Genomic DNA, 18,030 nt, shown 5'->3' on the forward strand with positions numbered 1-18,030 from the left:
TGTCGGCCACGACCGGTCAGCGGCGGCCCTCCACCAGCGACAGCGCGCGCTCGGCGGGTACGCCCAGCAGCAACAGGCTCGTGGTCGTGGCCGATCCGGCGTTGATCCTGCGGCGGGTCCGGGCTTCGTCCGCGAGGGTGAACACGCTGGCGTGGGCGAGGCGGCTCAGCACGTCCGGCGGGAGGTGGCGCCCGAAGCCACCGCTCGCCTGCCCCCGCTTGACCAGCTTCGTGAGCAGGTTCTCCGGCGTCCCGAGCAGGGTGTGGATCTCGTCGCCGTACTCACTGCGCCGCAGCACCAGCAGCACCCGGTACCGGGCGGCGACCGGCCACACCCGCGCGACGTAGTCGGCCCACACCTGGTCGGCGGCCGAGCGTCCGTCGTCGAGTTCGGTGAGGACGGCGGCGAGTTCGTCGCCCGCCTGCTGGGCCAACGCCCGCAGCAGGTCGGCGCGGGAGGGGAAGTGCCCGTAGACGGTGCGGCGGACCACTCCGGCCGCCGTCGCGATCTCCCCCATCCCCGCGTCCGGGTTCTGCCCGAGCACCTCGAGGGCGACGTCGAGGATGCGGGTGCGGGTGGCGCGCACCGCACGGTCGCGTCCGGACTCCTCTTCCACGGGACAAGCATTGCACATCCGTGTGCAGCGGACTAGCTTGCACACTTGTGTGCACCAATGCACACCAGTGTGCAGTCACCGATTGCGCCCGCCGAACGACCCTGGAGCGAACCCGTGACCGTCACCACCGACGACCCGACCGACACCCGCCCGTTCACCGCCGCCGTCCCCGACGCCGACCTCGACGACCTCGCCCGGCGACTGGCCACGACCCGCTGGCCGCAGCGCGAGACCGTGCCGGACTGGACCCAGGGCGTGCGGCTGGACAACCTGCAAGCGCTGGTCGAGCGCTGGCGGAACGGCTACGACTGGCGCCGCTGCGAGGCGCGGCTCAACACGTTCCCCCAGTTCGTCACCACGATCGACGGCGTCGACGTGCACTTCCTGCACGTCCGGTCGCAGAACCCCGGCGCCATGCCCCTGGTCCTCACCCACGGCTGGCCCGGCTCGGTCCTCGACTTCCTCGACCTCATCGGTCCGCTGACCGATCCCGCGGCGTACGGCGGGAACGTGCAGGACTCCTTCGACGTCGTGATCCCGTCGCTGCCCGGTTCCGGGTTCTCGTCGGCGCCGCGCGAGGCAGGGTGGACGACCGCACGCACGGCCGCCGCGTGGTCGACGCTCATGACGCGGCTCGGCTACGACCGCTGGGCGGCCCACGGTGGCGACTGGGGTTCGGTCGTGACCACCGCGTTGGGAGCGTTGCGGCCGGACGGCCTGCTCGGCATCCACCTCAACACCCCCTACGCGTTCCCGGCGACCATCCCCGCCACCCTCAGCGCGGAGGAGCAACGGGCCGTCGACGGGTTGACCCGCTACGGCGGCGAACTCGGCGGCGCGAACCACCTGCAGGGCACGCGTCCGCAGACCATCGGGTACGCGCTCGCCGACTCACCCGTCGGGCAGGCCGCGTGGATCTACGACAAGTACCAGGCCAAGACCGACAACCACGAGCTCGCCGAGGAGGCCCTCGACGTCGACGTGATGCTCGACGAGATCTCCCTGGTCTGGTTCACCAACACGGCGGCCACGTCCGCCCGCGTCTACTGGGAGAACCGGGCGGCCACGATGGCCGGCCCGAAGCTGACCCTGCCCGTCGCGGTCACGGTCTTCCCGCAGGACGTCCCCCGACTGCCGCGCACCTGGATCGAGGACACCTACGCGGACCTGGTCCACCTGGGTGAGGCGGCCCACGGCGGACACTTCGCCGCGCTCGAACAGCCGCAGATCCTCGTGGAGGAGATCCGCACCGGCCTGCGCCCGCTCCGGTCGTGACCGAGCGCCCCGGTGTCACCCCGTCAGCGACACGACGACCTTGCCCTGCACGTGGCGTCCGGCCTGCAGGGTGACGGCATCACGGACCTGCTCCAGCGGGAAGGTCGCCGCCACCGGGACCCGCACCTCACCGGCCGCCACCAGGCGGGCGATCTCCTCCAGCGCCCCCGGCGCGGCCTGCGCCCCGCTGACCGAGGTGACGCCCTCGACCTGGGCGGCGATGGTGCAGATGCGGGCGCCGGGCACGCCGAGGGCTTGCGCCGCCGCGACCGTCTCCGTGCCGTACAGGTCGAGGGCCGCCGTGATGCCGTCGGGAGCCAGTGAGCGGACCCGCTCGACCAGGCCGTCGCCGTAGGCCACCGGCTCGGCTCCGAGCGTTTCCAGGAACGCCGCCGACGACGGCGATCCCGTACCGATCACCCGCGCCCCGGCCCGCCGGGCCAGCTGGACCGCGAACACCCCGACACCGCCGCCGGCGCCTCCGATCAGCACCGTGTCGCCCGGGCGCAGGTCGAGCGCGGCGAGGCCTGCGGACGCGGTGGCTCCGGCGATCGACAGCGTGGCGGCCGTGACGTCGTCGACGCCCTCGGGCGTGTGGTGGGCGACGCCGGTGGCGATGTCGCCCGGCGCCGCGACGACGACGTGGTCGGCGACCGCACGCGAGAGCGCGGCGCCGAAGACGCGGTCACCCGCGACGAACCCCTCGACGCCGGCGCCGACCTGGTCGACCACCCCGGCGTAGTCGGTGCCGAACCCGACGGGCAGGGTCAGGCCGAAGCGCGCGGCGGTCGCGGCGTCGGCGGTCATGATCCAGTCCATCGGGTTGAGCCCGGCGGCGGTCACCCGGATCCGGATGTGCCCCGCGGTGGCGTGCGGCGCCGGGACCTCGCGGACGTTCAGGACCTCCGGGCCGCCGAACGTGTCGAGCTGGACGGCCCGGTTGGGCGGTGCTGCGGTGGCGTCGGTCATGACGGTCGTCTCCTCGGAGCTGGTCGACAAACGGACTATGCTCCGTTTGTCAGTCGACCGTACCACCAAACGGAGCGTGTTCCGATTTGAGCGCCGACCCGCCGACCCGTGAGCTCCGCGCCGACGCCTCGCGCAACCGTGAGCACCTGCTCGCGGTGGCGACCCGGGTGTTCGCGTCGGGTGACGCCGAGTCGTCGATGCGCGCCATCGCCCGGGAGGCGGGGGTGGGGATCGCCACGCTGTACCGCCACTTCCCGACCCGCGAGTCGCTCGTCGACGCCGTCTACCGCGACCAGGTGACGCGACTGACGTCCGGCGCCCGCCGCCTGCTCGACCGGATGCCACCGGCCGACGCCCTCCGGCGCTGGGCCGACCTGTTCGGCACCTGGATCGCCACCAAGCACGGCATGATCGACACGCTGCACGCGATGATCGAGGCCGACGAGATCGCGCACGCCGACACCCGCACCGAACTGCTCGCCGCGATCACGACCATCCTGGACGCCGGCCGCGACGCCGGTGACCTCCGCGCGGACGTCACCGCCGACGACGTCGCCGCCGCCCTGATCGGGGTCTTCACCGTCGCTCCGCTGCCGGCCCGCAAGGTCCTCGCGAGCCGCCTGCTCGACATCGTCGTCGACGGTCTGCGACCACCGGCACGATGATCGTCGGGGTGGGCCACGACCGGGCGGCTCGCGGTCAAGACAGTCGGCGGCGGGAGACCGTCCCGCCGACGGCGAGGCTGCGCAGGATGTCGGCGGGGGTGCGGCGCGGACCGAGGACCGCGCCACCGACCCCGAGGCCGCGTGAGATCCCGGAGATGGCCTCGTCGAACGCCGCCGCCGGGTCGACGGTCGGCAGCCATCCGAGTTCCCGACGCGCCCGGGCCGAACTCATCATCGGGACCTGCAGGGCGAGGTCGTACCACCCGGCGTCGATGGGCTGGACGCGGGCGCGCCACGACAGGTCGACCGCAGGACGGAGCAGGCGCTGCGGCACCGTGACGCTCCGTCCGCCCAACGCGCGCGCCACGTCGTCCGCCACGAGGGGCGGATCGGCAACGAAGTTGAACGCTCCGTGGACGTCGGAGACGGCCGCCGCGTGCAGCCCCGCCGCGACGTCGTCGCTGTGCACCACGGGGAGTACGAGCCCGGTCGGCAGGGGCACCAGCGGCAGGTGCCCGAGCACCTGCCGCGGCAGCCACGGAGGCAGGCCGTACCGCCCGAGCGACGCGCCGGCCTCACGCTGCAACACGAACCCCGGCCGGATCCGCACGATGCGCAGCGTGTCGCCGTGCTCGGCCTCGGTGCGGTCGAACAGGCGCTCGGCCGCGGCCTTGTGACGGCTGTACAGGGAGCTCGGCACCCCGGTCGTCGGGTAGCTCTCGTCGACCGGTTCGAGATCGCGACGAGGTGCGTACGCACCGACCGAGGACGTCTGCACCAGGCGAGGGACCTCCGCCTCGAGGAGGGTCTCGAGCACGCGACGGGTGCCGCCGACGCCGGTCTGCTCCAACAGTTCCGGACGTCGGGTGGGCTGGAACCCCCAGGCCAGGTTGACGACCACGTCGGCTCCGTCGACCACCCGGCGCAACGCCGGCCGGCAGTCGTCGGTGGCGAGGTCGAGCTGCTCCCAGGCCGTCGCCACGTCGTAGGGAGGGGTCGGGGGCGGGCGCCGGCGGGAGACGCCGACGACGTCCACCGCCGGGTCGTCCGCCAGTCGACGGAGCAGGGCCGTGCCGAGGTTGCCACTGCCGCCGATCACGACGATGCGCATCCGGACCTCCGAGAGGGTGTCGTCCCGCCTAGCGCGGTTCTGCGCGTGCCGTCAGCCTTCCCCCGCCCCGGCGGGCGTTTCACCCCGTCGGAGGCGGGGCAAGCCGACGAGGCGCCCGAGGGGCGTCCTGGACCGCCGCGAGGTCCAGTCGGGCTCCGACCCGGCTGTCCACGCCCGTCGTGACGACGAAACCGAGTCGCCGCAGGACCGCCACGGCGCCGGGGTTCCCCGCGGTGGTGTCGGCCCGGATCGCGGTGGCACCGAGCTCCCGCGCGCGGTCGACCACGGCTGCGACCGCCGCCGTGCCCACGCCCGTTCCACGAGCGTCGCGAGCCAGCCAGACGCCGGTCTCGAGGACTCCCGGTTCGGACGTCCGTCGCAGCCGGACCGAACCCTGCGCGCGCCCTTCCACGACCACGGCCCAGGTCTGTTCGTCGCCGTCACCGCTCAACCCGTCGCGGCGCTCGAGGTGGAAGCGCCGCAGCCAGGCGACACGTTCCCGTGACCACTCGGGGCCGGCGGTCACGGGTGGCGTCACCTCGTCCGCCGCGGCTCGTGTCGTCGCGACCGTCACGAGTTCCTCGAGGCGCTCGGCGGCGACGGGGAGGAGTTCGACGAGCGGAGCCGACCTCACCGCAGCCGGGAGAACTCGTCGGCAGGATCGACGTCCGCGCCGGAACCGATGTCGATCAGGTACACGGGTTCGCCGGCGCGCGGGTCACGGGCGTGGACGACGGTGAACATCGGCGAGAACGGACCACCGAGGTCGACGATCGTCGCGCCGGCTCCGAGGACGCCGCGCACCAGGTCGGGCGAGGTCGTGAGGTCGATCCGGGTGACGACCCCGGGCGTCACCCACACCGGGACGCCGACCAGGGACGCCGCCTGCTGGAAGTGCAGGTGCCCCGTCAACACCGCGCGGACGTCGGTCCCGCGCAGGACGTCGGCGAGCGCGTCGATGTTCTGCAGCACGACTCGCTGCAACGGTGAGCGCGGCAGGTGGACCGGCGGGTGGTGGAACGCGACGACCGTGCGTCGTCCGACGCGGTCGCCAGCACGTCGGCCAACCACGCCAACTGCCCGGTACTCAGGACGCCGTGGGTCTCGCCGTCGACCAGGCTGTCGAGGGTCACCACGCGCAGGCCGCCGAGCACGCTGACCGCGGCGCACTCCCCACCGGTGATCCGATCGGTCGAGATGTCGCTCCCCGTCGGCGAGAGGTGGCCGCTGCCCAGGGCGGCGGTGAACCCGGGGCGACGGTCGTGGTTGCCCGTCGAGTACACGTGCGGGACGTTGCGCTCCCGGGCGAAACGACCCACGACGTCGCGCACCTGCCCGCAGCCCCCTTCGGAGCCGTCGTCGGCGACGTCGCCGGACACCAGCACGAGATCGATGTCAGGGACGTGCGCCAGGTCGGCCATGAGCCCCTCGAGCGCGGCGCGAGCCGCGACGCCGTCCTCGTCGAAGCCGTCGGCGCCCACGTGGGTGTCGGAGAGGTGCAGGATGCGGTAGCGGTGGTCGGGCAGCTCGGGCACCACCGGATCCTCGCCGGGACGGGCCCGACCGTCCAGGAGGTTCCCCGCGCCCGGCCGGGTGTGAGCGCCGCCTCAGAGCTGATTCTGCGGTTCGGCCCCCGCGTCGAGCCCCCCGGACGCGGGTACCAACCCCCTTGTCGCGCTCCATCGGGGGATGAGCGCGGCACACGGGGGATCGTCGGTCGGGCCACGTGCCGCCGGCCTTCCGCAACCGCCACCCCGCCCGCGCCGTGCACCGTCGCGGGCGGGGTGCGCGAGGGGCGACGATCAGCCGGCAGCGGCACCCACCGGCGACACCGCCGGATCCGGCAGCGCCGACCAGAAGCTCTCGAGGGCCCGCGCCACCGGGGCCGGGGTCTCCTCCGGCCACCAGTGACCCACACCGGCCAGCCGGGCGGGCGTCGCACCGGAGCGCCTCGCCGCCCACTCGTGCTGGGCGACGGTCCCGCTCGCCCGCTCGTGGTCGTCGAGGGCGATGAGCGCGAGGCCCGGGCGGCTCGCGGCGTCCGGAAGTGATCGCCCCGCCTCCCGCATCGCCGGCTGGCGGGACGCACGCAGCAACTCGAGGACGGTGCGACCCATCTCGGGGTCCATGCCCGCGGCGACGCGTTCCGCCATGCGCCCGGTCATGCCGAGGGCTGCGGCGACGGCGAGTCGCTGGTCCAGGTCGCCACCCCAGATCTCGCGCACCGACGCCTCGCCCGCGCCCTCCTGCTGCCACACCTGGGCCCGTTCGTGCCACTCGTAGTCGGGCGCGAACACGCCGAGGGCGTCGGACGCCCAGCTGCGGACGAGGTCCGGACGGCTGGCGGCCAACGCGGCAACGTGGATGCCACCCCAGTCGTGGCCCACCAGGTCGACCGGCCCGCGGAACAGCTCCAGCCGCGAGGCCAGCCAGTCGCGGTACGCGGTGACCGACGGCCGGAAGTCGTGCGGCGCCGGCACGCCGAAGCCGGGCGGCGACAGCGCGACGACGTCGTCGCGGTCGAGCTCGCCGATGAGCGGGCCCCAGATCACCGCGGACTCGGGGTTGCCGTGGACGAGGACGAGAGGGACGCGTCCGCCGGTGGACTGGTTCGGAACATACTTGTTGGTCGACACGCAAGTGACTGTACCGGTTCGGCTCGCACCCGGTGCGGGACCGGTCTCCACATCGGTGGGACGCGTGGCGCAGACTGCACCGCGTGCGCCCGACCGAACCGCCCCTCGAGCCCGCCTGATGCCCCGGCAGCAGGCCTCGCCGCGACGCACGCAGCAGGAACGTCGCGACGAGACCGAGCGCAGGGTGCTCGCGGCCGCGACGGCGATCGTGGCGCGGCACGGGTCCCGGGCGTTGACGCTCGCCCAGGTCGGCGAGGCCGCGGGCTACAGCCGTGGCATCGTCACGCACCACTTCGGCAACCGGGAGAACCTGTTGCGCGCCGTCATGCGCGACGCCCAGACCTTCGCGCTGCCCGAACACACCGAGACGGCCGCGGACTGGGTGACGGCGACCGTGCGCGCCTACCTCGAGAACGTCGCCGGCCGTGGGCCGTCCGCCCGCGCGTTCCTGCAGATGTGGAGCGAGGCGATCGCGGCCGACCCCGTCCTCATGCCGCTCTACGCGGAGTCCGACGCGGGCTTCCGCCGCCTGCTCGCCGGCCGGGTCCGGGACGGCATCCGTGACGGTTCGATCCGACCGGACGCCGACCCCCAGGCCGTCGCGGTGCTGCTGATCGGGCTGCTGCGCGGGATCGCCCTGCAGCTCATCTCGACCCCTCCCCCACGGCGGGTCGCCGCGATCATCGACGAGGCCGAGCGGTCCACGCGCCGCATGCTGGGCCGGACCTCGGGGTGACCCGCGTGGCCAGCCGCGATGAGTTCCGGACGATGCGACCGTCTCATCTGACATGACCACCGACACCGACCGTGACCCCGACGACCTGGCCACCCTCGACGAGCGGGACTTCGGCGCTCGCGTCGAGGCGCACCGCCGCGAACTGCACGTGCACTGCTACCGACTGCTCGGATCCTTCGACGACGCGGAGGACCTGGTGCAGGAGGCGTTCCTGCGGGCGTGGCGCGGGCGCCAGACCTACGCCGGACGCGCGTCAGTGCGGGCCTGGCTCTACCGCATCGCGACCAACGCGTGCCTCGACGCCCTCGACAAGCGCCCGCGACGCCCGACGTCGGACGGCGAGGTCGCGTGGCTGCAGCCGTACCCGGACGACCTGCTCGCCCAACTGCCCGACCACCGCGAGGGACCGGAGGACGTCGCGCTCAGCCGGGAGACCGTCGAGCTGGCCTTCATCGGCGCGATCCAGCACCTCACACCACTCCCCCGCGCGGTGCTCGTGCTGCGCGACGTCCTCGGGTGCTCGGCGAAGGACACCGCCGCCCTGCTCGAGACCACGGTCGCCGCGGTGAACTCCGCGCTCCAGCGCGCCCGGAGCGGTCTGCGGCAGGCACTGCCGGACGACCGCAGCGCCTGGCGGGCCGCGCCGACCCCGGCGGAACAGGACCTCCTCGCCCGTTACGTCGACTGCACCGAGCGCGCCGACCTCGACGGTCTCGCCGCGTTGCTGCACCCGGACGCCCGGTTCTCGATGCCGCCGGAGCCGGGAACCTGGTCCGGGAAGGACGCGGTGGTGACCTGTTGGGCCGAGGGCGGGTTCGGGGCCGACGCGTTCGGCACGGTGAGTTGCGTGCCGACCCGGGCGAACGGCCACCCGGCCGTCGCCGTGTACGTGCGGGTCCCGGGTGCCTCCGAGTTCGTCGCGCTCACCCTGGAGGGGCTGCGGTTCCGCGACGGCGCGGTGTCCGACGTCGTCAACTTCGACCGGTCGGTCATCGCCCACTTCGGCCTGCCGGCGACCCTCCCGGTGACGGCATGACCATCACCGTCACCCCCGTCCTCGTGGCGGACCTCGGCGTCGAGGGCGAACGGATGCCCGTCCACGTGCACCTCATCGACCACCCCGACGCCCGGGTGCTGGTCGACACCGGCATCCGGGAACGTCACCCGCTGACCGACGACCTGGATCCGCGACCGCGTCCGGTGAGCGAGTGGGAGTTCGACCTCGCGAGCGTCGACGTCGTCGTCAACACCCACCTGCACTGGGACCACCTCGGGAACAACCACCTGTTCGCCGGCACACCGGTCCACGTGCAACGCGTCGAACTCGACGACGCGCTGACCCGGCCCGACCACACCATCCGGGAGTGGCTGGAAGCGCCCGGTCTGCGGTACGTCCCGGTCGACGGCGAGCACGAACTGCTGCCGGGCGTCCGGCTCCTCCCGGCGCCCGGACACACCCGCGGCTCGCAGGTCGTCGTCGTCGACACCGGTCGGGCACCGACGGTGGTGGCCGGTGACGCCGCCGTCTGGTCCGGCCAACTCGACGACCCGCAGACCGAGGGGCAGCGGCTGATCACGGCGCTGCGGCCGGAACTGGTGTGGCTCGCCCACGCCGACGAGCCGTGGCGCCCGACCTGATCGCGCCGCAGCATCGGGCGACGTCCTTCAGGCGAGCAGGGCGGTGCGGTGCCGCCACGTCCACGTCAGCAGCCCCAGCGACACCGCGAGGGTCAGGACGTTGATGCCGGCCTCGACGACCCCGCCCACGCCGGAGCGCCACCAGATGCCCTGCTCGAGGTCGTAGAGCACGTCCATCCCGAACAGGTAGAGCCCCGCACCTCCGCCCGCGAGCAGCCACAGCACGGCGAGGGGACGGCGGCGACGCAAGGTCCACCACGCCGCGAGCAGGCACCACGTGATCCACGCGTCCGCCAGCGGGAACGCGTTCTCGAACTCGCGGTACGCGGGGCGGTCGTTGCTCGCGACGCTGCCGCGCGCGGCGAACCACAGCACCCAGTACGCGACCATCACGACCGCCGACCCGACCAGGACCCGCGAGACGACGCGTCGACCCGGAACGGCGTCGCTGCTCATGCGGCGCGACGATAGCGACGCAGCGACGGTGTCAGACTCGGGGCGTGATCGTGGCCTTCAGCATCAGTCCGTCCGGCGCCGACGAGACCGGGGGTGTGTCAGCGGCCGTCGCCGAGGCGGTCCGCATCGTGCGCGACTCGGGCCTGCCGAACGAGACCAACGCGATGTTCACCAACCTCGAGGGCGAGTGGGACGAGGTGATGGCGGTCGTCAAGCAGTGCGTCGACGCGCTCGCGGCCCACTCGCCCCGGGTGTCACTCGTGCTCAAGGCCGACATCCGCCCCGGTCACACCGGCCAGTTGACGGCCAAGGTCGAACGCGTCGAGCAGCGGCTGCGCGACGGCGGCTGACCGCGCGGCCTCTCCGGTGGACCGGGCCTCGGCGCGGCCCCCGTCGACGGCACGACGATCCCGACGCCGTCGGCCACGGTCGATCCCGGCCCGGACAGCGGTAGGTGGACCCGGCCACGTCACCACCGAGGTCCGGCGTCCTGGGCGGGGACGACCGCCACCGGGCAGCACACGGAACACCATGCTGTGGGCGGCGGTGGTGAGTCAGGGTCCGCTGGTTGTCCGTGACCGCCTCGGACCTCCGGACCCGTGGAGCCGCTGGTGCTTCCCCTCGCGAACCTGGGTGCGTTCGCGCTCGCCGCCCTCGTGCTCATCGTCATCCCCGGACCCAGCGTGCTGTTCACCGTCGGCCGGTCCCTCGCCTACGGCCGGCGGGGCGGGTTGTTGTCCGTGCTCGGCAACGCCATCGGGACCCTGCCGGCAACCGCGTTGGTGGCCCTCGGGCTGGGGCAGCTCATCGCGGAGTCCCTCGTGGTGCTCGTCGCGGTGAAGATCGTCGGCGCGCTGTACCTGGTGTACCTCGGCGTGCAGGCGGTCCGTCACCGTCACGACCATGCGCCGACGACGTCGGATCCCGCGCCGGTTCCGAGCAGTCGCCGTCAGCTGTGGCAGGGCGTCGTCGTCGCGGTCACCAACCCCAAGACCCTCGTGTTCTTCATCGCGGTCCTGCCGCAGTTCGTCGACCGGAACGCGGGATCGGTCCCGCTCCAACTCGCGGTCCTCGGCATCGTGTTCGCCCTCATCGCGCTCGTCTGCGACAGCATCTGGGCGTTGATCGCCGGCACCGCCCGCGAGTGGTTCGGGCGCAACCCGCGACGGTTGTCACGGATGAGTGCCGGCGGCGGCGTGATGATGGTCGGCCTCGGCGGTGTCCTCATCGCCACGGGCAACAAGAACTGAAAGACCGGGGACGACGCGTGCGTGCTCAGTCGGTCGGCCACGCGTAGGGCAGGAACTTCCCGTCGAAGGTGACGACGACGTGGTCGGCTCCGGCGTGCTCGGTGCGGCCGAAGTCCATCTTGAAGTTGATCGCGCTCATGATGCCGTCGCCGAACTGCTCGTGGATCAGTTCCTTCAGCGCCGGGCCGTAGACCTGCAGCGCCTCGTAGAAGCGGTAGATGGTGGGATCCGTCGGAACGGCCGTGGGGAGCCCGCCGCGGTACGGCACCGTCGCGAGGACGCCCGCGGCATCGGCCGGCAGGTCGAGCAGTTCGACGACCCGGGCGGCCAGCTCGGGCGGGAACGGGTGCTGCCCGAGCAGGGCGGCGGTGCTCCACACGACGGGGCGTCCGAGCGCGTCCGCGAGCTCCTGCCACGTGAGCCCCTTCCGGATGCGGGCGGCGACGATCGCGGCGGTGATCTCCTCGCGGGTCATGCAGCGGACCCTAGGAACGTTGCGTGACGGTCGGGTTACAGCCGCGGGTCCCCGTCGCTGAGCGCGGCGTCGGAGCCGGGCACGAGTCCCCGACGCGCCGTTCCTCCGTAGGGTCCAGGTGCGCGACGGGACGGCGGGTGCCGCACGCGCCTCGGGGTGAGCGGAGGTGACACGGCATGGTCGACGAACCGTTGGGCGTGCTGCTGCGCCGCCTCCGGACGACGGCGGACCTCACGCTCGAGACCCTCTCCGAGATCTCCGGCGTCAGCGTGCGCACGATCAGCGACATCGAACGTGGCGTCAGCCTCGGCCCACGACGCCGCACCGTCGAACTGCTCGTCGACGCGCTCGGTGTCGACCACGACGACCGCCGGGCCCTGACCGCGGCGGCCCGCGCGGGGCGACTCCAGCCGGGGACCTCGGCACCGGGGCTCTCCTCGCTCCCGCGCAACGTCACCGACTTCGCCGGGCGGGACCTCGAGCGCGCACGCATCGCGGCGCACCTCACGGCGGCCGCGCCGGAACGACCGTGCCCGGTGGCCGTGGTCAGCGGCCCGCCCGGCTTCGGCAAGACCTCGTTGGCGGTGCAGGTGGCCACCGACACCGCGGCGCGGTTCGACGAGGTCCACTTCGTGGACCTCCGTGGCTACGACGAACAACCCGTCGACGTCCTCTCCCTGCTGAACGTGCTGGTCCACGCGGTCGCGCCCCGCACGGGAGCGGTCGCCAGGGAGATCGAGCAGGCCACGGCCCTCTGGCACTCCGTCCTCGCCGACCGCCGGGTGCTGCTGGTCCTCGACAGCGTCGCCGCCGAGGACCAGGTCCGCGCGGCCGTCCCGCCCACCGGCCCCTCGGCCGTGATCGTGACGACCCGCGGCACGCTCGCCGGGCTCGAGGACGTCCTGCGGGTCAACCTCGCCCCGTTGCGCCCGGCCGAGTCGGAGGCCCTGTTGGGCCGGATCGTTCCGGCGGCGCAGACCGCGGGTCAGGACCTCGGCCGGCTGGCCGCCCTGTGCGGCAACGTCCCGCTGGCGCTGCGCATCGCCGGCAACCGGCTCGCCAGCCGCGAGGCCTGGACGGTCGACGACCTCGTCGACCGGTTGGCGGCCGAGGATCGCCGCCTCGACGCGTTGCGCGCCGGCGACCTGGAGATCAGGGCCGCGATGGCGTCGTCGTACGAGCGGGTGTCCGCCCAGGGCCGACAACTCTTCCGCCGCCTGGCCCTGCTGCGCGCCGAGAGTTTCGCCGAACCGACCGCGGCCCGGCTGGTGTCGGCCGATCTGGCGACCGCCTCCGACGCGCTCGACGAGCTGACGGAGCTCGGCCTCGTGCAGGCCGCTCCGCGCGGCCGGTACCAGCTCCACGACCTGGTGCGGCTGTTCGCGCAGGCTCGCCTGCACGACGAGGAACCCCAGGCCGACCGCATCGCGACGGAGACCGATCTGCGCCACTGGGCGCTGACCGTCACGATCGCCGCCGGACGCTGGTTCGAGCCGGGTTTCGAGAGTGCACCACCGGAGCGCGATCCGCTCGTCGCCCTCGAGACCTCGGACCAGGCGCAGGACTGGTTGCGGAGCGAGGCGGGTCTGTGGCTGTTCGCCGTGCGGGAGTCGGCCGGCGTCGGCGAGCACCGACTGGTCGTCGAGGTCGCCGAATCGTTGCACTGGTTCTCCGACCTCTGGGCGTACTGGGGTCACTGGCACGAGGTGTTCGCCCTGAGCACCGCAGCGGCACGCACGCTCGGTGACGACAGTGCGCTCGCCACCCACCTCGGCTACCTCTCGTGGGCCCAGACCTTCACCCTGCTGGAGCCGGAACTTGCGCTCGCCTCGGCCCTCGAGGCCGGTGAGGTCGCGACCCGGGCGGGTGACCCGCGTCAGCGGGCCTGGGCCGCGAACTACGCGGGTTCGGCGTACCGGTACCTGGGGCGCTACGACGAGTCGGCGCTCGCATCGCAGCGGGCCGCCGACCTGTTCGCGGCCTGCGGTGACACGGAGGGGAACCTCCAAGCCGTCCGCGGCGTCTCGCTCGCGCTGCGGTGGGCCGGTCGTCTGGAGGAGTCCATCGCCAACGAGCGCGCCGTCCAGGCGAGGCTGGACGACCCGTCGCTGGTGGTCAGCCCACACGTCGCCGCCATCACCCGGGTCGCGGGCCTCACCACCATCACCCTCGCTCTGGTGGACCTGCAGCGGTGGGAGGAGGCACTCGCCACCGCCACGCACACGCTGGACCTCCTGGAGCATACCGACGTGGTCAGCCTGCGCCAGCGGATGCTGGAGAGTCGCATCCGGGCGCTGGCCGCACTGGACCGGATGCCCGAGGCGCAGGCTGACCAGACCCGGCTGATCCGGTACAGCGAGGCGGTGGGAGACACCGCGACCGCGGACGGTGCCCGCGGTCTGTTGCCCGACCGGGGCGACTGACGACGCGCTCGCCCTCAGCGGCACTCAGACCGGGACGACGTACGGGAAGGCGTCCGAACGCAGGTCTCGGTTGGTCGCCGGCGTGAGCCCGGAGGCGACAGCCGAACCGGTGACCAGCGAGAGCATGACCTCCGGGGCGTTGTCGGCGAGCGTCCTGCCGTTCCGCGCCGTGGAGCCGTACGCCGCGGGTGTTCCCACGGTGTAGGCCAGCACGTCGGGGAACAGCTCCTGCACCACGGTGCGGCTGTACCCGTCGGGGTCGGGCACCGCGCCCGCGGCACGGACGGTGGCCGCGATGTGCCCGGCGATGTGGTCACGGTCCACCTCCACGTCCTGCCACGGGTGCTGGGTGTTGGCGGGGTTGCTGAACTGGGTGTCGCCCGGCCAGAAGATCGGCCACATCATGGGGTGGCCGGCCCGGTTCACCTGCCGCCACCCACCGGCGTCGGTCGCGAGCTCGGTGGTCGCCCACACCCCGACGCGGGCGCCGGGGCGCAGCCGAGCGTGCCGGTGCGGGATCTCCAGGACGATCGAGTCGACCGTCGTGTCGGTGAAGCTGTTCGCGGCCTCCGACGGCCGCCAGTCCGCGAGGTCGGGCGCCGCACCGTCAGCGACCGCCGTGTTCACCCTCGCCAGCAGTGAGAGGTCGATGTAGAACCAGTCGCGGATCCGCCCGGCCCACACGCGCGCGGTCTCGCCGCTGGCCGTCGACCCGGTCCGGCCCTCGAGCAGCAGGTCGCCGCCCGCCGGGTCGGCCCGCGCGGCGTCCCCGTCGAGCTCGTGGAGCTGCCAGGCCTGGTGCCCGTCGGCGTCCACCGCTGCGAACGTCAGCCGGAACGTGAGGTCCTCCGAGTCCTCGTCCTCGAAGTGCACGGTGAAGGCGTACCGCCCCTCGTGGTGGAAGCTCGGCTCGGAGTGCAACCCGTTGATCGTGGAGTTGACGTCCATGACGAACACGGTCGAGTTGGGACCGTCGAACACACAGAGATCGTCGAGCAGGAGTTGCCCGTTCCGGGCGGCCAGCGGGGTGTCGAGATGGTGCGACATGCGGGTTCCTCTCCGCGGTGGAGTCGGCTGGGACCCGTTCAGCGTCGGTCGCGCCCGCACCCGTCGGCATCAGTCACCTGACTCTCGCCGCCCCGGCGCGGACGAACGGCTCCGTTCCTGCCTGCTTCCCGCCTGGTACCCGGTCCGTGGCCGAGGTGGACTGGTGGACGTCAACGACCAGGGAGGTGGGGACGTTGCAGGCCGAACACCCGAGCCCGCCGGACGACGGGTCCGGACCCGCCGCCACCGGACGGGACGCGGAGCTCGAACGACTCGTCGGGTTGCTGACCGAGGTGGACCGCACCGGTGCGGCCGTGCTCGTGTCCGGTGAAGCCGGCATCGGCAAGACGACCTTCGCGAACCGTGTCGCGGACCGTGCCGCCTCCCTCGGGTTCACCGTGCTGCGGTGCGACGGCGTCGAACGCGAACGGGCCGTGGGCTTCGGCGGTCTCCACCAACTGCTCCACCCGGTCCTGGGCGCGCTCCCCCGCCTGTCGCAGCACGAACGGGCCACGCTGCAGGCGGTGTTCGGTCTCGCCGACGACCACGAGGGCCCCGTCCCGGAGCACGCGACGGTCGACGCCGCGGTGCTCCAGCTGCTGCAGCAGGCCGCGAACGACCACCCCGTGCTCCTGGTGGTCGAGGACGCGCAGTGGCTGGACCCGTCGACCGTCGACGTCCTCGCCTTCGTGGCGCGGCGCCTGGCGCGGCTGCGCGTCGTGCTGCTGGCCACTCGACGCACCGGCGAGTCCGCGCCTCCGGATGTGGCGCAGTTCCCGGTGCGGAACCTGGTGCTGGGGCCGCTCACCGACGCCGAGTCGAGGCGTCTGCTCGACCGGCTCCCGCGTCCGCCGGTCGGCCGAGCGCGCGTGCAGGTCCTGCGGGAGGCGCACGGCAACCCGCTGGCGCTCGAGGAGCTGTCCGCCGTCGCGCCGCGCGCGACGGCCTCGACGGCTTCCCTGCCGCTGACCGAGAGGCTCGAGGAAGCGTTCACCGCGCAGGCGAAACGGCTTCCCGGACCGACCCGGGATCTGCTCCTCGTGGCCGCCGCAGGTCACGACTCGCCGCTGGGCGAGGTGCTCGCGGCAGCGGCAGCACTGGGACTCCGGCCCGCCGACCTCGCACCGGCCGAGGCCGCCGACCTGGTGCGGGTGGTCGACCACGACCTGCAGTTCCGTCACCCGCTGGTGCGTTCGGCGGTGTACAGCACGGCGAGCCTCGAGGCGCGCCTGCGGGTCCACGAGGCGCTGGCCGCGGCCACCTCGGACCCGTGGCGCGCCGCGTGGCACCGGGCGGCCGCGAGTCCCGGTCCGGACGAGGCCGTGGCGCGGGCCCTGGCCGCCGCGGCCGATCGAGCCGTCCACCGCGGCGCGCAGGCCGAGGCCTCCACGGCCTACGAACGGGCCGCAGAACTCTCGGTGGACCCCTCCGCCCGACTGGGTCGGATGGTTTCCGCCGCCGAGACGGCGAGGCTCGCGGGGCGTGCCGGCGCGGCCGACCTCGCGGCCGCGGTCAGCCCCCTGCTGGTTCCGCCGTCGGACCACCCGACGCTGGCGGTGCAGGCGGCGGTGACCCGCTGGCGGCTCACCGCGAGCCACGGCGGCTGGATCAGCCGGCTCGAGGACCTCGTCCAGTTGGCCGAGGGGCTCGCCGGGACGACGGGTGCCGACCACACCCGCGAACGGGTCCAGGCGCTCGTGGCGGCAGCCGTCGGCGTGTACGTCCTGAACCCGGACCCGGTGCTCCGGGACCGGGTGCGCGACGCGTTGCTCGACGTCCCGGCCGGTGAGCACGACGCCGATCGCGACATCGCGTCGGCCCTCGTCGACCCACTCCGCCACGCGCCCGCGTGGCGCGGCCGGCTGGGCGATTTCGCCGACGCCGCGTTCGCCCCCAACCGGGTCGCATCGGCAGCCGAGGCCATCCACGACCTCCCGAGCGCCGTGACGCTCTGGACCGCGGCCGCGGAACGGACACGGAAGGCCCGCGAGGTGAGCGAGGAGTGCTTGGCCCTGCAGGGTCAGGCCCAGATCCGACTGCTCACCGGGGACCTGTCCGGGGCCCTCGCCGGTGCGAGTCGCGCCGGGCGCATCTCCGCCGACGCCGCCGCGTTCGTGGTGCACGGTGCCGCGTTGAGCACGGTCGCGCAGGCCCGTGCGTGGCGCGGTGAACTCGATGGCGCTGCTGCTGCCGTCGCCGAGGCCCACACCGTCGTCGGGAGCGCTCCGGTCGGCAAGAGCGCAGCGCTGCTGCACTGGTCGGCGGGTCTGCTGGCCCTGCTCGAGCACCGCACCTGGGACGCCTGGGTCCACCTGCGTCAGACCGATCTGCACCCGGTGGTGGCGGCCTGGGCGGTCGGCGACCTGACCGAGGCAGCGGTCCGGGTCGGCAAGCAGGCCGCGGCGCAGGTCGTCGTCGCCGCGGTGGAGGCGGACAACGAGGTGTTCCGCTCACCGCACCTGGCCATGCTGCTCGGCCGGGCCCGCGCGCTGCTCACCGAAGGCGACGCCGCCGCGCGACACTTCGAGGCGGCGGTCACCGCCGGCCGTGACTCCGGAGCGGTGTTGGAGCTCGCCCGCACGCAGCTCGCCCACGGAACGTGGCTGCGCCGCCGACGCCGCATCACCGCGGCCCACGAGCCCCTCACCGAGGCCTTCGCCGCGTTCGACGGTGCCGGCGCACGGGGCTTCGCCGCCCGGGCGGCGCCCGAGTTGCGCGCGGCCGGCGCGGCCC

At 73.5% G+C, this 18,030-nt stretch carries 19 protein-coding genes; 9 read left to right on the forward strand and 10 right to left on the reverse strand.

Annotation, left to right across the window (positions count from 1 at the left end; translation table 11 throughout):
• Positions 1-16: 16 nt before the first annotated feature.
• Entirely contained in the window at positions 17-616 is a 600-nt protein-coding gene (locus ACXR2U_RS07275; RefSeq protein WP_458824291.1) for a TetR/AcrR family transcriptional regulator, read from the reverse strand.
• 57 nt (positions 617-673) lie between these two features.
• On the opposite strand from ACXR2U_RS07275, the gene ACXR2U_RS07280 reads away from it, so the two are divergent.
• The gene (locus ACXR2U_RS07280) at positions 674-1,891 is read left to right on the forward strand and encodes an epoxide hydrolase family protein (protein ID WP_458824292.1); all 1,218 of its coding nucleotides are present in this window, start codon (positions 674-676) and stop codon (positions 1,889-1,891) included.
• A 15-nt stretch (positions 1,892-1,906) separates the two neighbouring features.
• Here ACXR2U_RS07280 and ACXR2U_RS07285 read toward each other — a convergent pair whose 3' ends face one another.
• Positions 1,907-2,860, reverse strand: coding sequence for an NADP-dependent oxidoreductase (locus tag ACXR2U_RS07285; protein ID WP_458824293.1), 954 nt, complete (start codon positions 2,858-2,860; stop codon positions 1,907-1,909).
• Between the two features lie 86 nt (positions 2,861-2,946).
• Here ACXR2U_RS07285 and ACXR2U_RS07290 point away from each other — a divergent pair, with 86 nt between their 5' ends.
• Entirely contained in the window at positions 2,947-3,525 is a 579-nt protein-coding gene (locus ACXR2U_RS07290; protein WP_458824294.1) for a TetR/AcrR family transcriptional regulator, read from the forward strand.
• A gap of 34 nt (positions 3,526-3,559) precedes the next feature.
• On the opposite strand, the gene ACXR2U_RS07295 is transcribed toward ACXR2U_RS07290, so the two are convergent.
• The 5 genes from ACXR2U_RS07295 to ACXR2U_RS07315 form a co-directional block, all read right to left on the reverse strand.
• Positions 3,560-4,636, reverse strand: a complete 1,077-nt coding sequence (locus ACXR2U_RS07295; RefSeq protein ID WP_458824295.1) for an NAD-dependent epimerase/dehydratase family protein — start codon at positions 4,634-4,636, stop codon at positions 3,560-3,562.
• A gap of 79 nt (positions 4,637-4,715) precedes the next feature.
• Positions 4,716-5,270 carry a GNAT family N-acetyltransferase gene (locus ACXR2U_RS07300; RefSeq protein WP_458824296.1) on the reverse strand — a complete coding sequence of 185 codons (555 nt, stop codon included), beginning with the start codon at positions 5,268-5,270 and terminating at the stop codon, positions 4,716-4,718.
• On the reverse strand, positions 5,267-5,608 hold the full coding sequence (locus ACXR2U_RS07305) for a hypothetical protein (protein WP_458824297.1): 342 nt from the start codon (positions 5,606-5,608) through the stop codon (positions 5,267-5,269). The genes ACXR2U_RS07300 and ACXR2U_RS07305 overlap by 4 nt, the downstream gene beginning before the upstream one ends.
• Positions 5,545-6,171, reverse strand: coding sequence for a metallophosphoesterase (locus ACXR2U_RS07310; protein WP_458824298.1), 627 nt, complete (start codon positions 6,169-6,171; stop codon positions 5,545-5,547). Before ACXR2U_RS07310 ends, ACXR2U_RS07305 begins: the two co-directional genes overlap by 64 nt.
• A gap of 267 nt (positions 6,172-6,438) precedes the next feature.
• The gene (locus ACXR2U_RS07315; protein ID WP_458824299.1) at positions 6,439-7,272 is read right to left on the reverse strand and encodes an alpha/beta fold hydrolase; all 834 of its coding nucleotides are present in this window, start codon (positions 7,270-7,272) and stop codon (positions 6,439-6,441) included.
• Between the two features lie 118 nt (positions 7,273-7,390).
• On the opposite strand from ACXR2U_RS07315, the gene ACXR2U_RS07320 reads away from it, so the two are divergent.
• The 3 genes from ACXR2U_RS07320 to ACXR2U_RS07330 are packed head-to-tail and all read left to right on the forward strand — an operon-like array spanning position 7,391 to position 9,646.
• On the forward strand, positions 7,391-8,008 hold the full coding sequence (locus tag ACXR2U_RS07320) for a TetR/AcrR family transcriptional regulator (protein ID WP_458824300.1): 618 nt from the start codon (positions 7,391-7,393) through the stop codon (positions 8,006-8,008).
• A 52-nt stretch (positions 8,009-8,060) separates the two neighbouring features.
• Positions 8,061-9,044, forward strand: a complete 984-nt coding sequence (locus ACXR2U_RS07325) for an RNA polymerase subunit sigma-70 (RefSeq protein WP_458824301.1) — start codon at positions 8,061-8,063, stop codon at positions 9,042-9,044.
• Positions 9,041-9,646 carry an MBL fold metallo-hydrolase gene (locus tag ACXR2U_RS07330; protein WP_458824302.1) on the forward strand — a complete coding sequence of 202 codons (606 nt, stop codon included), beginning with the start codon at positions 9,041-9,043 and terminating at the stop codon, positions 9,644-9,646. Before ACXR2U_RS07325 ends, ACXR2U_RS07330 begins: the two co-directional genes overlap by 4 nt.
• 27 nt (positions 9,647-9,673) lie before the next feature.
• Here the strand turns inward: ACXR2U_RS07330 and ACXR2U_RS07335 are convergent, their stop codons facing one another.
• A complete protein-coding gene (locus tag ACXR2U_RS07335) occupies positions 9,674-10,102 on the reverse strand; it encodes a hypothetical protein (RefSeq protein ID WP_458824303.1) in 429 nt (142 codons plus the stop codon).
• 44 nt (positions 10,103-10,146) lie between these two features.
• Here ACXR2U_RS07335 and ACXR2U_RS07340 point away from each other — a divergent pair, with 44 nt between their 5' ends.
• Together ACXR2U_RS07340 and ACXR2U_RS07345 are read left to right on the forward strand one after the other, a co-directional pair.
• On the forward strand, positions 10,147-10,452 hold the full coding sequence (locus ACXR2U_RS07340) for an MTH1187 family thiamine-binding protein (protein WP_458824304.1): 306 nt from the start codon (positions 10,147-10,149) through the stop codon (positions 10,450-10,452).
• Positions 10,453-10,713: 261 nt separating this feature from the next.
• Positions 10,714-11,352 (forward strand): LysE family translocator, encoded by a 639-nt coding sequence (locus tag ACXR2U_RS07345; protein ID WP_458824305.1) that lies wholly within the window; start codon positions 10,714-10,716, stop codon positions 11,350-11,352.
• A 25-nt stretch (positions 11,353-11,377) separates the two neighbouring features.
• Here ACXR2U_RS07345 and cynS read toward each other — a convergent pair whose 3' ends face one another.
• Positions 11,378-11,827, reverse strand: a complete 450-nt coding sequence (gene cynS, locus ACXR2U_RS07350; protein ID WP_458824306.1) for a cyanase — start codon at positions 11,825-11,827, stop codon at positions 11,378-11,380.
• A gap of 176 nt (positions 11,828-12,003) precedes the next feature.
• On the opposite strand from cynS, the gene ACXR2U_RS07355 reads away from it, so the two are divergent.
• Positions 12,004-14,250 (forward strand): helix-turn-helix domain-containing protein, encoded by a 2,247-nt coding sequence (locus ACXR2U_RS07355; RefSeq protein WP_458824307.1) that lies wholly within the window; start codon positions 12,004-12,006, stop codon positions 14,248-14,250.
• 24 nt (positions 14,251-14,274) lie between these two features.
• Here ACXR2U_RS07355 and ACXR2U_RS07360 read toward each other — a convergent pair whose 3' ends face one another.
• Positions 14,275-15,297 (reverse strand): DUF4331 family protein, encoded by a 1,023-nt coding sequence (locus tag ACXR2U_RS07360; protein ID WP_458824308.1) that lies wholly within the window; start codon positions 15,295-15,297, stop codon positions 14,275-14,277.
• A gap of 185 nt (positions 15,298-15,482) precedes the next feature.
• Here ACXR2U_RS07360 and ACXR2U_RS07365 point away from each other — a divergent pair.
• A partial coding sequence (locus ACXR2U_RS07365) for an ATP-binding protein (RefSeq protein WP_458824309.1) occupies positions 15,483-18,030 on the forward strand: 2,548 nt, incomplete at its 3' end.

This window comes from Jatrophihabitans sp. YIM 134969, from assembly GCF_054456675.1.